The 13,633-nt window shown below is 59.4% G+C and carries 13 protein-coding genes; 2 read left to right on the top strand and 11 right to left on the bottom strand.

Annotation, left to right across the window (positions count from 1 at the left end):
- Positions 1 to 64 precede the first annotated feature (64 nt).
- On the bottom strand, positions 65 to 883 hold the full coding sequence (locus tag FEZ21_RS05825; RefSeq protein WP_003444480.1) for a phosphoglycolate phosphatase: 819 nt from the start codon (positions 881 to 883) through the stop codon (positions 65 to 67).
- Entirely contained in the window at positions 880 to 1,554 is a 675-nt protein-coding gene (rpe, locus tag FEZ21_RS05820) for a ribulose-phosphate 3-epimerase (RefSeq protein ID WP_003444482.1), read from the bottom strand. The genes FEZ21_RS05825 and rpe overlap by 4 nt, the downstream gene beginning before the upstream one ends.
- A 282-nt stretch (positions 1,555 to 1,836) precedes the next feature.
- On the opposite strand from rpe, the gene FEZ21_RS05815 reads away from it, so the two are divergent.
- Entirely contained in the window at positions 1,837 to 2,295 is a 459-nt protein-coding gene (locus FEZ21_RS05815; protein ID WP_003444484.1) for a transposase, read from the top strand.
- Positions 2,296 to 2,298: 3 nt separating this feature from the next.
- Here FEZ21_RS05815 and FEZ21_RS05810 read toward each other — a convergent pair whose 3' ends face one another.
- The 6 genes from FEZ21_RS05810 to FEZ21_RS05785 form a co-directional block, all read right to left on the bottom strand.
- On the bottom strand, positions 2,299 to 3,123 hold the full coding sequence (locus FEZ21_RS05810) for an ABC transporter permease (RefSeq protein ID WP_003444486.1): 825 nt from the start codon (positions 3,121 to 3,123) through the stop codon (positions 2,299 to 2,301).
- 10 nt (positions 3,124 to 3,133) lie between these two features.
- On the bottom strand, positions 3,134 to 4,381 hold the full coding sequence (locus FEZ21_RS05805; protein ID WP_003444488.1) for an ABC transporter permease: 1,248 nt from the start codon (positions 4,379 to 4,381) through the stop codon (positions 3,134 to 3,136).
- A 68-nt stretch (positions 4,382 to 4,449) separates the two neighbouring features.
- Entirely contained in the window at positions 4,450 to 5,490 is a 1,041-nt protein-coding gene (locus FEZ21_RS05800) for an ABC transporter substrate-binding protein (protein WP_003444490.1), read from the bottom strand.
- A gap of 41 nt (positions 5,491 to 5,531) precedes the next feature.
- Entirely contained in the window at positions 5,532 to 6,656 is a 1,125-nt protein-coding gene (locus tag FEZ21_RS05795; RefSeq protein ID WP_160626656.1) for an ABC transporter ATP-binding protein, read from the bottom strand.
- A 272-nt stretch (positions 6,657 to 6,928) separates the two neighbouring features.
- Positions 6,929 to 7,558: a response regulator transcription factor gene (locus FEZ21_RS05790; RefSeq protein ID WP_003444492.1), complete on the bottom strand. Its 630-nt coding sequence runs from the start codon at positions 7,556 to 7,558 to the stop codon at positions 6,929 to 6,931.
- Positions 7,559 to 7,583: 25 nt separating this feature from the next.
- Entirely contained in the window at positions 7,584 to 9,974 is a 2,391-nt protein-coding gene (locus tag FEZ21_RS05785) for a PAS domain S-box protein (RefSeq protein WP_003444493.1), read from the bottom strand.
- A gap of 74 nt (positions 9,975 to 10,048) precedes the next feature.
- Here FEZ21_RS05785 and FEZ21_RS05780 point away from each other — a divergent pair, with 74 nt between their 5' ends.
- Positions 10,049 to 11,044, top strand: a complete 996-nt coding sequence (locus tag FEZ21_RS05780; RefSeq protein ID WP_003444494.1) for an alpha/beta hydrolase family protein — start codon at positions 10,049 to 10,051, stop codon at positions 11,042 to 11,044.
- A gap of 11 nt (positions 11,045 to 11,055) precedes the next feature.
- Here the strand turns inward: FEZ21_RS05780 and FEZ21_RS05775 are convergent, their stop codons facing one another.
- The 3 genes from FEZ21_RS05775 to FEZ21_RS05765 are packed head-to-tail and all read right to left on the bottom strand — an operon-like array spanning position 11,056 to position 13,518.
- The gene (locus FEZ21_RS05775; protein WP_003444495.1) at positions 11,056 to 11,823 is read right to left on the bottom strand and encodes a TerB family tellurite resistance protein; all 768 of its coding nucleotides are present in this window, start codon (positions 11,821 to 11,823) and stop codon (positions 11,056 to 11,058) included.
- 1 nt (position 11,824) lies between these two features.
- Positions 11,825 to 12,496 (bottom strand): N-acetylmuramate alpha-1-phosphate uridylyltransferase MurU, encoded by a 672-nt coding sequence (gene murU / locus FEZ21_RS05770; RefSeq protein ID WP_160626654.1) that lies wholly within the window; start codon positions 12,494 to 12,496, stop codon positions 11,825 to 11,827.
- Positions 12,493 to 13,518 carry an aminoglycoside phosphotransferase family protein gene (locus FEZ21_RS05765; protein WP_010656644.1) on the bottom strand — a complete coding sequence of 342 codons (1,026 nt, stop codon included), beginning with the start codon at positions 13,516 to 13,518 and terminating at the stop codon, positions 12,493 to 12,495. The genes murU and FEZ21_RS05765 overlap by 4 nt, the downstream gene beginning before the upstream one ends.
- Between the last annotated feature and the right edge of the window lie 115 nt (positions 13,519 to 13,633).

Here is a 13,633-nt window from a genome sequence, read left to right as displayed (position 1 = left end):
CCTCGTGGTCTGAGGGTCAAACAGTCAGGTATGCAAACGTGCCGGATCTCCGGCCAGATTCAAGTCAGGCGCGCCAACGCCAACGGGCCAGGGCCTTGATAACTTTCATCCAGAGTTTGCGAGTGACCACCACGATGGAATCTCTTCGAGAGGGGTGAACAGAATTGCCCAACGTTATCTCAGGCGCAGAATCTAAGCAACCGGCTATAAGCTCATGAAGGTTACCGATCACCATATCGGGTGACTCTTCTTCAATCGGCCGGCCGTGATTGTAACCGTAACTCAGGGCTACACACTTCACGCCTGCGGCTTTGGCTGCCAGCACGTCATTGCGCGAATCACCGACAAACAATGCCTGCTCAGGTGCCACACCGGCCATTTTCATCACAAACAACAGCGCGGCGGGATCAGGTTTCTTTTGTGGCAGGGTGTCTCCGCCAATGATCCAGCGGAAAAACCGGCCCAGCTTCAACTCATCCAGCAACGGCGCCACAAAGCGCTCGGGCTTGTTAGTGATCAACGCCATTTCGACGCCCTGCTTCTGCAGCCATTTGAGGCTTTCGCGTACACCAGGGTAAACCCTGGTCAGATCATGGCCACCATCGTAGGCGTCCATGAAAATTTCCAGCGCCTGTTCGGCTTCAGGGTCATCGACCCCCGAAGCCTCCAGGCTGCCGGCAAGAGCACGGCGCACCAGCATGGGCGCACCGTTGCCAATCCACATCCGCACGTTCTCTATACCTGCGGGCGGGCGGCCCAGCTTGAGCAGCATGGTCTCCACGGCGACTGCCAGATCCGGCACCGAATCGATCAGGGTTCCGTCCAGATCGAACATCACCAGTTTTGGCAGCTGCCCCTGAAGCAGCTGCTCAAAGCCACTCATGGACGGGCCAACGCAAGCTCGGCGCGCATTTTTTGAATGACTTCTTTGTAGTCAGGTGTATTGAAAATCGCCGAACCCGCGACGAATGTGTCGGCACCGGCCTCAGCGATCTCACGGATGTTGCCGACGTTGACGCCGCCGTCGATTTCCAGGCGGATGTCACGTCCGCTGGCGTCAATCAGGGCACGGGCTTCGCGCAATTTGTCGAGGGTGCCGGGGATGAATTTCTGCCCCCCGAAGCCAGGGTTGACGCTCATCAGCAAGACCATGTCGACCTTGTCCATCACGTACTTGAGCACGTCCAGTGGCGTTGCCGGGTTAAACACCAGCCCCGCCTTGCAGCCGCCTTCACGGATCAGTTGCAGGGAACGGTCAACGTGTTGCGTGGCTTCCGGGTGGAACGTGATGTAAGTCGCGCCGGCTTCAATAAAGTCGCCGATGATCCGGTCTACCGGGCTGACCATCAAATGAGCATCGATGGGAGCGGTGATGCCGTACTTGCGCAAGGCAGCACAAACCATCGGGCCGATGGTCAGGTTGGGCACGTAATGATTGTCCATGACATCGAAGTGCACGATATCAGCGCCAGCGGCGAGCACATTGTCGACCTCTTCGCCAAGACGGGCGAAATCGGCGGAAAGAATCGATGGGGCAATAGCGAAGGGCTGCATAACGCACCTTTAGTGAGCAAAACACGGTGGCGCGCATTGTATACCGCCGACCCGAGCCCCGAACACCGGGCGGTGATGATTGACTGCGTGACGACGCATCTCATACGGCCGCTTCGCACCCGATCGCAGCCTTCGGCAGCAACTACAGAGCCGTAACCGATCATTAACCTGCTGCGAAAAGGGCCGAAGAACCTTCCAGAAATATCTTGTGAACCAAGAAGCGGTCGTCTGTTGTGTTGCAGTCTTAAGTTAAACAACACCCACCATCATGAGGGCAAAGGAATGCCACACTCATTTAGCAGTCATCAACTATTGAAAGGTCGCTACTCAGAACATGGCCGGATCTATCTGCTCACAACAGTCACCGACAATCGGCGCCCGGTATTCGAAAACTTTCAGTCAGGGCGCCTGCTGGTCAATCAACTCAGGGACGCCCACGACGAAGGCATCGTCAACTCTATTGCCTGGGTGGTCATGCCAGATCATTGTCACTGGTTAATCGAATTACGCAGCAAAACACTGGGCGAACTGATGTGCCGGATCAAGTCACGCAGTTGCGTGGCAATCAATCAGGCCGCTCAATCCAGCGGTCGTCTATGGCAAAAGGGATATCACGACAGAGCATTACGCCAGGAGGAAGACCTCAAGGCTGCCGCCCGTCATATCGTCAAAAACCCGATCCGCGCAGGTCTCGCCACGCGGATCGGGGATTACCCCCTGTGGGATGCCTGCTGGATCTAAGGGCTAGGCCTGGGCCGTGCGCAGTTTCTCGCTGCGCCCGCGCAACCACTCGAGCGTCAGCAGCAATACCACCGAGAACGCGATCAGCAAGGTAGCTGCCGCAGCAATGGTCGGACTGAGGTTTTCACGGATGCCGCTGAACATCTGCCGCGGCAACGTTGCCTGCTCCGGACCCGCCAGGAACAGGGTGACCACTACCTCATCGAACGAGGTTGCAAAAGCGAACAGCGCGCCCGAAATGACTCCCGGCGCAATCAGCGGCAAGGTCACCCGGCGAAAGGCGGTCAGAGGTGAAGCCCCCAGACTGGCTGCAGCGCGCACCAGATTCTGATTGAACCCCTGCAAAGTGGCCGAGACCGTGATGATCACGAATGGCACTCCCAACACCGCATGCACCACGATCAGGGACAGGAAGCTGTTGCCAAACCCCAGCGGTGCAAAGAACAGGTAGCTGGCCACACCGATAATCACCACCGGCACCACCATGGGCGATATCACCAGCGCCATGACCAGCGCCTTGCCGGGGAAGTCGCTGCGGGTCAGGCCAATGGCCGCCAGCGTGCCAAAGACCATTGCCAGCACCGTGGCCGCCGGCGCCACGATGATGCTGTTGCGCAAGGCCCGCATCCATTCTGACGAAGCGAAAAAGTCCTGATACCAGTGCAGCGAGAACCCCTGCAACGGATACACCAGAAAGCTGCCCGAGTTGAACGACAACGGAATGATCACCAGCACCGGCAAGATCAGAAACAACAGAATCAGCCCGCAAAGAATGCGCAAACTGTAATACCAGACCCGCTCGACAGGTGACATATAAGGGCTAAGCATGGCGGTCTCCTTAACTCAAACGCAGGCGACTAGCGCCCACCAGCCAGTTGTAAATCAGATACAGCACCACGGTCGCCAGCAACAACAAACCGCCCAGGGCCGTCGCCATGCCCCAGTTGATACTGGTGTTGGTGTAGAACGCCACGAAGTAGCTGACCATTTGATCATTCGGGCTGCCGAGCAACGCCGGGGTGATGTAGTAACCGATGGCGATGATGAAGACCAGCAAGCAGCCCGCCCCGACTCCGGCATAGGTTTGCGGGAAATACACCCGCCAGAAGCTCGCAAATGGATGACAGCCCAATGAGATCGCCGCCCGCATATAGGTCGGTGAAATACCTTTCATCACGCTGTAAATCGGCAAGATCATGAACGGCAGCAGAATGTGCACCATCGAGATGTACACCCCGGTACGGTTGAACACCAGCTCCAGCGGCTGATCGATCACCCCCAGGCTCATCAGCGCACTGTTGATCAGCCCCCCTGACTGCAGCAGCACAATCCAGGCCGCGACCCGCACCAGTACCGAGGTCCAGAATGGCAACAGCACCAGGATCATCAGCAGGTTGCTTTGCCGAGCGGGAAGATTGGCCAGCAAATACGCCAGCGGATAGGCCAGCACCAGGCAGATACAGGTGATCACCAGGCCCATCCAGAAGGTACGGGCGAAAATATCCAGATAGATCGATTGGTCCGGTGTGGCGGGAGCAATTTCGCCCAGGTCATCGATCCGATGATCGACAGCCGCCAGCAGATAAAACGGGGTCACGCTTGAAGTGTTGCGCTTGATCGCCTGCCAGTACGCCGGGTCGCCCCAACGCTCGTCGAGGGCTTCCATCGCGTCTTTATATGACTCGGGTACCGCCTTGAACGGCAGCGCCTTGGCGGTTTTCATCAGCAAACTGCGATAACCGGCCAGCTCCATGTTCAGGCGCTTGGACAAGTCGCCCAGAACCTGATTCTTGCGGGCCTCGGCCAGGTCTTCGCTAAGGGACTGGTAGACCGGTTCCGCGGGCAGGCCTTTGCCATCCCAACTGGCCACCGCCACTACCGTGCGTGGCAATCCCCCAACTACTTCCGGGTTGCCGACACTTTTGTAGAGCAGGGCCGCGATTGGTACCAGGAACACCAGCAGCAAAAAAATAACCAACGGTGCAATCAGCGCCTGCGCTTTCCAGCGGTTAATCCGCTCGGCATGCGCCAGGCGCTTCTTCAACGTGGGGCTGGAGACCTCGTTCAGGGGAACGGCGATGGCCATGGCGAACTCCGAAAATCTTTAAACGATGGCGGCGCGCCCTGATCAGCTGCGCCGCATGTCAGCACTGCTTACTTGGCAGCCCAAGCGTTGAAGCGCTGCTCCAGCTGCTCGCCGTTGTCAGCCCAGAAGGTGACGTCGATCTGCACCTGATTGGCGATGTTTTGTGCAGCGGTCGGCATGTCTGCCTGTACGGCTTCAGGCAACAGGGGCATGGCCTCCTTGTTGGCCGGGCCGTAGGCGATGTTTTGCGAGTACAGGCTCTGCTGTTGCGGCTGCAGGGTGAAAGCGATGAACTTCTTCGCCACTTCGGCCTTGTCTTTGCTCAGGCCTTTGGGAATGGCCCATGCATCAAAGTCATAAATCCCGCCGTTCCACACAATCTTCAGATTGCTTTCTTTCTGCACGGCTGCGATGCGGCCGTTGTATGCCGAACTCATCACCACATCACCGGAAGCCAGGTACTGCGGCGGCTGTGCGCCTGCTTCCCACCACTGGATGCTCGGTTTGAGTTCATCCAGCTTTTTGAAGGCGCGGTTCTGCCCTTCCTTGCTCGCCAGCACCTTGTACACATCCTTGGGCGCTACACCGTCGGCCATCAAGGCAAATTCCAGGGTGTACTTGGCGCCCTTGCGCAGGCCGCGTTTGCCGGGGAAGGTTTTGGTGTCCCAGAAGTCTGCCCAGCTGGTGGGCGCAGTTTTCAACTTGTCGGCGTTGTAGGCCAGGACGGTGGACCAGACGAAGAAGCCGGCACCGCAGGTCTGAATCGCCCCTTTGACGTACTGCTCAGGATTACCGAACAGGGCCGGGTCCAGCGCTTCGAACATGTCTTCATCGCAACCGCGGGACAGCTCCGGCGATTCGACTTCTACCAGGTCCCAGGAAATGCTTTTGGTGTCGACCATGGCCTTGATCTTGGCCATTTCGCCGTTGTATTCACCGGCGATGATTTTGCCCTCGCCTTTGGCTTCCCAGGGTGCATAGAAGGCTTTGACCTGAGCCGCCTTGTTCGCACCGCCAAACGACACCACGGTCAGATCGGTTGCGGCCAGGGCATTGGCTGCGAACATCAGACCCAGACTCAAGGCCGTGAACTTCAGGGATGTATGCATTTTTTGTTCTCCACTGTGCAGGGTTGGTGAAGCCGGGGCGATTAATTCGCCTCTAAGAGAGGGTCCAGCGCACGTACATGTTCGACCTGCCAGCCCAGCGGCACGACGTCACCGACGGCCAGGGAGGGGTCCAGTTCAGCAATCGGCTGTTTCACAAAAAAATCGGTCTTGCCGCACACTTCCATGCGCACCCGGACGTGATCGCCCAGATAAATAAACTCTTCGACGCGGCCCGAGAAACGGTTGGCGCAGGCTTCGCTGGAACCATTGAGACAGATGCGCTCAGGCCGTATCGACAGGGTCACCGGATCACCCGTTCGCCCCACGTTTACCGCCAGTGCCTGGACTTTCTCACCGCGCCCCAGCTCGACCACGCAGCGCTCACCGTCCTGACTGTGCAGACGGCCACTGAGGCGGTTGTTTTCGCCGATGAAGTTGGCGACAAAGGTGTTTTTCGGCTCTTCGTAGAGAGTACGGGGCGGGGCAATCTGCTGGATTTCACCCTGATGGAATACCGCTACCCGGTCGGACATGGTCAAGGCTTCGCCCTGGTCATGGGTGACATAGACCACCGTCACGCCCAGACGTTGATGCAGATGCTTGATCTCCATCTGCATGTGCTCGCGCAGTTGTTTGTCCAGAGCCCCCAGCGGTTCATCCATCAGCACCAGCTGCGGTTCGAACACCAGCGCCCGCGCCAGCGCGACCCGCTGTTGCTGACCACCGGACAACTGGGCCGGGTAACGCTGGGCGAAGGCATCCAGCTGCACCATGCTCAGCACGCGCTTGACCCGTTCGCTGATATCGGTTCGATTGAGGCCGCGCACCGACAGCGGAAAACCAAGGTTTTCCGCCACGGTCATATGGGGGAACAGTGCGTAGTTCTGGAACACCATGCCGATGTCGCGCTTGTGCGGTGGCACGTGATTGATCGCGCGCCCGGCCAGTAAAATCTCGCCGGCGGTTGGCGTTTCGAAACCGGCCAGCATCATCAGACTGGTGGTTTTGCCCGAACCGGACGGCCCGAGCAAGGTCAGAAATTCGCCTTTGCGAATATCCAGATTGAGATCCTTGACGATCAGGTTTTCGCCGTCGTAGCTTTTTTGCACGCCACGGAAGCTGACCAGTATCTCACTCGCCCCAGCGCTTGCACCGACCTCACTCATAGCCACACCTTTTGTTTTGGACTGCCGTAGCCCAAGACTAAAGAAGGCGCCAGCCCACAGAAATCGGGGCGCAGGAGAGATTCACATCAGGAGGCTGGAAGGCTTCTTGTAGGGATAGCCCTACAGGGTTGTCGCGATTTGGATGGTTGATTGGGGCGGGCCCAGTGGCTGGGCAAAGACACCTCATGAAAGTGTCGTAATCAGGTATGCGCGAGATATGCCGTCGCGGCCGCAAGCTGCGATCGGCAGTACCGCGACCGGCCAGGTTACATTCAGAGCAACTTGTGCTCCATGGCGTATTTCACCAGCTCCGCCAATGAGTTGATATGCAGCTTTTGCATCAAGCGCGCTTTGTGGGTGCTGATGGTTTTACTGCTCAGGGCCAGTTGCTGGGCGATTTCGTTGACATTCACGCCCTGGGCCAGGCGCTCGAAAACAGAAAACTCACGCTCGGACAACAAGGCGTGCAATGGCCTTTCATCTGTCAATCCGACCTCAAATACCATGCGGTCGGCCAGGTCCGGATCGATATAGCGCCCGCCCGCCGCAACCTTGCGAATCGCCATCAACAACAGCGCCGGATCACTGTCTTTGGTGGCATAACCGGCGGCACCGAACTTCAGGGCGCGGGCCGCCATTTGCGCTTCGTCATGCATCGATAACACAAGTATGGCCGGCGGGTTGTTCAGGGCGCGAATCCGCGGAATAGCTTCCAGGCCGTTGACCCCGGGCATGGATATATCCAGCAGCACCACCTCACACTGCACATGGCGCAGGGTTTCCAGCAACTGTTCGCCGTTGCTCGCCTCGCCCACCACCAGCAGATCCTTGGCCAGGCCAATCAACTGTTTGATGCCCTCGCGCACTATGGTGTGGTCTTCAGCTACCAGTACTCGAATCACGGATATTTCCTTATTCAAAGGTCACTCAAGACGCCGGAAGCAGCGGCACCCGCACACTCAACAGCGTCCCCTCACCCGGCACACTGTGCAAAGTCAGGGTACCGCCCAACATCAGGACGCGCTCGCGCATACCGACCAGGCCGAATGAAGTCGGCTTGCCGGTGGCGGGCACAAAACCCTGGCCATCATCGCTGATGCTCAGGCACAAGTCGTTGCCCTCCAGGCTCAAGGTCAACTCTACCGTCTGGGCGTGGGCGTGGCGCATTACGTTGGTCAGGGCCTCCTGCATGATTCTGAACAGGCCGACTTCCTTGGCCCCCCCCAGCGCCGGCAAATATTCCGGCACCTGCACCAGGCAAGGGATTTGCGTGCGCGCTTCAAAACGCCGGGCCTGCCATTCGATGGCGGAACTGATGCCGGCATCCAGGATCGGTGGACGCAGGGCCGTGGCCACATCACGTACCAGCTGGAACAACTGCGCAATCAGCTTTTTCATGCTGTTGAGGCGCTCGCGCAGCCCCGGATCCAGCTCGGCATAGGCCAGCTCGCACATTGAGGTCTCCAGCTTGAGGACCGTCAGCATCTGCCCCAGCTCATCGTGAACCTCACGGGCAATATGGGCCTTTTCCTCTTCGCGCACACTTTCAAGGTGGGCCGACAGCTCTCGCAGCTGTCCGCGCGAACTATCCAGTTCCAGCTCAATGCGTTTGCTCTCGCTGATGTCCCAGACGATGCCGTCCCAGACCACGGTGCCATCTTCCAGGCTGCGGGTGATGGCCTTGATCTCGGCCCAGCGTTGCTGGCCCTGACGGGTCAGGATGCGGCCCTGCCATGACCAGTCGCTGTCGCTGTCCAGCGCCAGGTCCTGAACCCGGTGGTAATCCGCCCGGTCATCCGGATGCACGAGGCTGCGCAGCCCCACTTCACGCTGACGCAAGGTAGTCGGGGAATACCCCGCCAGGCTCTCGCTGCCTTCGCTGATGTAGGGGAAGTCCAGCTCGCCGGTCAGCAACGAACGCTCCAGGCGAAAGACCAGTCCCGGGACATTGGCGGCAATACCCTGCAAACGCGCATCACTTTCCTGCAAGGCAGCCTGTACCCGGCGGCGTTCGGTGATGTCATTCAGGTAAACCACCAGGTATTCAGCATCTTTGAAGCGCAGAAAACTCAAGGTCACGTCGGCCGGAAACTCGCTGCCATCGGCGCGGATGCAATGGGTTTCGATCCGTTGCACTGCTTCTTCGCTGGCACGGGCGCGGCGCCATAAAGTCAACCAGCGGTCCATGTCCAGGCCCGGCTCAAAATCTCTCAGGGGGCGATCCAGCACGGCCCCCGGCGGATACCCGAGCATGTCTTCTGCCGCCTGATTGGCATAGCGCACATGACTGTCCCAGTTAACCCACAAAATCCCCATCGGGCTTTGATCGATAGAAAACTGAGTCAAGCGCAAGGCTTCAGCACTGGCGGTGCCCAAGGCAATGTCTTCACGGGCACGGAGCAGTGCTCGCTCCAGGGCCGTCTGCTGGCGACGCTGCCAGAACATGATTGCCATGCAGGCCAGCAATAGCACACCGATCAACAAGCACAGGTTCTGCCAGAAGCCGGGAGACGGGCCGAGTTTAGGGTACTTGGGTTGCAGCCAGTGGCTGTGCAGTTGCTCCATGTCCCGTGCAGGAATGGCATGCAGCCCGCGCTCCACGATACCGGCCAGTTGCGGCCAGTCGCGGCGGGTGGCCACCCGCAACAACTGTGGCAAACCAATATCACCGACCACCGCCAGCCCGGCGAACTCGGGCTCGGCCGACAGCCGGGTCAGTTGCGCTTCATCAACCACCGCGTAGGTCGCTTGCTGGCTCAACAACAACTGCAAGGCCTGGCGTTCGAGGGGCACGCCCTGCAGATTGAGACCGGGATAGCTGCTGCGCAGATAATCGGCGGCAGAACTGGGCATTCGCACCGCGACCCGGACCTGGCTGTCCACCCGCTCCAGGTCCACAGAGCCGCCGGCGTTGCGCTCGCCCACCAACAAATGCGGAACCCGCATGTAAGGGTCAGAAAAAAGCCACAGCCGCAAGCCCGCCGGGGTCTGCGTCAGCCCGGGCGCCAGGTCGATCTCGCCGGCTCGGGCGGCCTGCTCCAGTTGCGCCAGATCGGCATAGTTATGCCAGACCAGGTCGATGCCCAGACTCTGCGCCAGCCATTTCATCAATTCGACGTTGGCCCCGGACAATCGCTGCAAACGTTGATCAAATTTGGCATAGGGCGCCTGTAACACCAGGCCGACGCGCAGCTGCCCGTGCTGCGCCAGCCATTGCTGTTGCTCCGGGCTCAACTGCGCCGCAGGCATGGACGCGGCATTGACCATCAAGGGCAACGATAACCAGCCGATCATTAACAGATAGCAAAAACGCTTCATCGGAACACTCATACCCTGACAAATGCTGATCAACCCATTAGGCTGCCTGGATTACTTCTGGCCTGGAATCACCTATGTCTTCTTTGCGCCCGGCACTTGCAGCGCTGTGCCTGTGGTTGTTCCTGCCACACGCCTTGCCGGTACTGGCGGCTGATCCGGAGCCGGCGCCAGAGCCTGCACAAGCTCAGCCGGAAATACGCCCACAGCTGCCCGAACGCAGCATGGAAGACGAAACGGCTCTTGAGCGCCAGCTACCGAAAAACCAGCAACAACAACTGCAGGCCGGGCAAGACAGTTTTCTCGCACTCTGGAAGCCCGCCAATAGCAGCGACCCCAGTGGCGCGGTGATTATCGTACCGGGAGCAGGCGAAAGTGCAGACTGGCCACTGACTGTGGGCCCGCTGCGCAACAAACTGCCGGATGCCAACTGGGCCAGCCTGAGTCTGAGCTTGCCGGACATGCAAAGCCAGGCCAGCCAGCCGCGCCAGGCCGAACCACAGGCACCTCCCGCACCCCCGGCGCCGAACACTAGCAGCAAAGAGGCCAGCACCACAGCCAAACCCATCGAGCAGGCGGCCAGTATCGGCACCGAAAACACGACTGAAGCACCACCGGCCGAGACGTTTGAGGCCATGAGCAAAGCGGATGCCGAGCGGATCTACGCCCGTATTGACGCTGCCATTGCCTTCGCCCAACAGCAAAACATGCGCAGCCTGGTGCTGCTTGGCCACGGTACCGGCGCCTATTGGGCTGCGCGCTATGTGAGCGAAAAGCAACCAGCCCAGCTGCCCAGACTGATCCTGATCGCCGCGCAGACACCGACCGGAGTTGAACCTGATTTGAGCCAATTGACGCCGAATCTCTCGCTGGCGCAATTGGATATCTTCTACAAAGACCAGCCGCTGGCCCGCAAGGCCGCCTTGCAACGACGACAGGCCAGCCAACGGGTAAGCCGTACGAATTTCACTCAAGTTGCCCTGAACGCCATCCCGGGCAATAAGGAAGCCGAGCAGGAACAGCTGTTTCGCCGAGTACGCGGCTGGCTCAGCCCGCAGCCTGCCTACAAGTAGCCGCCAGGCCGTTAACGAAACCCGCGCTGCTCGCGAATCATGGCGTAGGCGTGGTGCAGTTCGCGGGTTTTTTCCGTGGCCTCGCGCACCTGGGCCGGACTCGCGCCGCTGCCGGCAACCTTGTCCGGGTGATGACGACTGAGCAAACGCCGATAGGCGCGTTTGATCTGATCCGGCTCCGTACTCGCCGTTACCCCCAGCAGGACTAACGATTGCTGGTAGGTGCCATCACGGGTGGCCAGTGGTTTTCTATGCGGTTCATAGTCTGGGCCCAGCGCCTGCACCTGTTGCGCCGTCCAGCCCAGCCAGTGCCCCCACAACACGATCAACTCGCGCTCCCGGGGATCGATACGACCGTCAGCCAAAATCATCCTCCACCCGGCGCGCAGCACACCTTCTGCTGCATGGGGCTGGGCTTTCAGGCGTCGTAGATAGCCGCGCAGGGAGTCATTCTGCGATTTGCCACGATTGAACGCGGCAATGGCCCGCTGCTGCGCCGGGCCGGACATGTCGAGCTGACGCATTTCCTGGCGCGCCTGCTCAATGTGCTTGTCCACCACCCTGCCGCCGCTTTTGGCCAGCCGTCCAAGCAGCACAAACAACAACTCGTCGTTGCGCAACGCCGGGCGACCGCCCAAGCGTTCACGCAACTGCGCCCAGCTGTGCAACTGCAGACGCCGGTCCAGCGCCTGCCCCAGTAAAGCACCGAGCATGGCCCCCGGAATGCTGGCAATGAAAAAGCCGGCACCGGCTCCGACAAGAGTCCCTGGCCACAACATTTTAGTGTTTGCCCTTGATCAACGATTCAACTTCGGCCAAACGCTCATGGGTCCCCACATCGACCCAATGCCCCTGTAAACGCTCGCCCGTCACCTGTCCGTCGGCCATGGCTTTGCGCAGCAAGGGGGCGAGTTTGAATGCGCAAGGCGTAGCCCCCGCGAATAAGCCGGGGCTAAGCACTGCGATGCCACTGTAGGTCAGGGCGTCGACACCCGGCAGCGCATCGAGAACTTGCGCGCCCTGCAGGTAAAAGTCACCGCCCGGATGGTGTGCCGGGTTATCGACCAGAACCAGATGCGCCAGGCCTGTGAGCGGCTGACGCAAGCCTGCAAAGTCGTAGTCGGTCCATATATCGCCATTGACCACTGCAAAGGGCTGGTCGCCCAGTAACGGCAATGCTTTAAAAATGCCGCCGCCGGTCTCCAGCGGTTCGCCTTCAGCGGAGTACTGGATACTCACGCCAAAACGCGAACCATCGCCCAGATGATCTTCTATTTGCTGACCCAGCCAGGCGTGGTTGATTACGATCTCGGTAAAGCCCGCCGCCGCCAGCGCCCGCAGGTGGTACTCGATCAAAGGCACGCCGCCAGCCCGTATCAACGGCTTGGGAGTATGCAAGGTCAGCGGCCGCAGGCGTTCACCTTTGCCCGCTGCCAGAATCATGGCCTTCATAGGTCCGCCCCGGCACGCAGGCCCAGGCTGTGGAACAGCTCGCCCAGTTCCGCCAGTTCAGGACGGCGTGCCAGCACCGCTTCTATATAAGAGAAGAACCGCGGCACGTCAGCCAGATAGCGTGGTTTGCCATCACGATGGCAGATGCGCGCAAAGATACCGATCACCTTCAGGTGTCGCTGCACACCCATCAGATCACTGGCTCGCAGGAACGCCTCGAAATCCGCCCCCACCGGGATGCCCAGTGGCAAGGCCAGTTCCCAGTAGTCGCGCAGCCAGGCGCGCACACGCTCTTCTGGCCAACTGAGAAAGGCGTCCTTGAACAGACAGGTAATGTCGTAAGTGACCGGGCCATACACCGCGTCCTGGAAATCCAGAACCCCGGGGTTGGGGATACTGAGCATCAGGTTGCGCGGCATAAAGTCGCGATGGACCAGTACCTGGGGCTGCTGCAACGCACTGTCGATCAACAGCGCGCTGACCCGCTGCCAGGCAGCCTGTTGCTGCTCATCGAGCTCTACCCCCAAATGACGGCGCACGTACCACTCGGGAAACAACTCCAGTTCGCGACGCAGCAAAGCAACGTCATAGCTGGGCAAAGGTGCTTTCATCGGCAGTTGCTGAAAAGCCAGCAAGGCTTCAATGGCGTCTTTGAACAACTCATCGGCATTGGTGCTGTTAATCACGTCGAGGAATGTTTTATTGCCCAGGTCGTTGAGCAAAAGAAAACCGCGCTCGAGGTCCTGGGCATAAATTTTTGGCACATTTATCTGGCTGATACGCAGCAAATCAGCGATATCGACGAATGGCTTACAGTTTTCCTGGGGGGGCGGCGCGTCCATGACGACAAAAGTCCGACCCTCGCCCTCCCAGCGAAAATAGCGTCTGAAGCTCGCGTCGCTACTGGCCGAAGTCAACGTGGCCGGGGGTACGACACCCCAACCCTGGTCCTCATACAAGGTTACCAACTGCTCATCCAGCCAAACTTTCAGGTGTTGCAGGCGTACATCTTGGTCAGGCATTACAAGGGTCTCCGACGGTGCTAGCCGTCAAGCGGGTCATGCTTTATTATCCAGCATCTTTTCCAGACCATCGATAGGCGTTGCGGTCCCCCACCGCGGGCTGATGGCACGCAGG

Source organism: Pseudomonas sp. 9.1(2019) (assembly GCF_009910445.1).
GTDB classification, from domain to species: Bacteria; Pseudomonadota; Gammaproteobacteria; order Pseudomonadales; family Pseudomonadaceae; genus Aquipseudomonas; species Aquipseudomonas paraversuta.
This window is presented reverse-complemented; position numbering and strand designations above follow the sequence as displayed.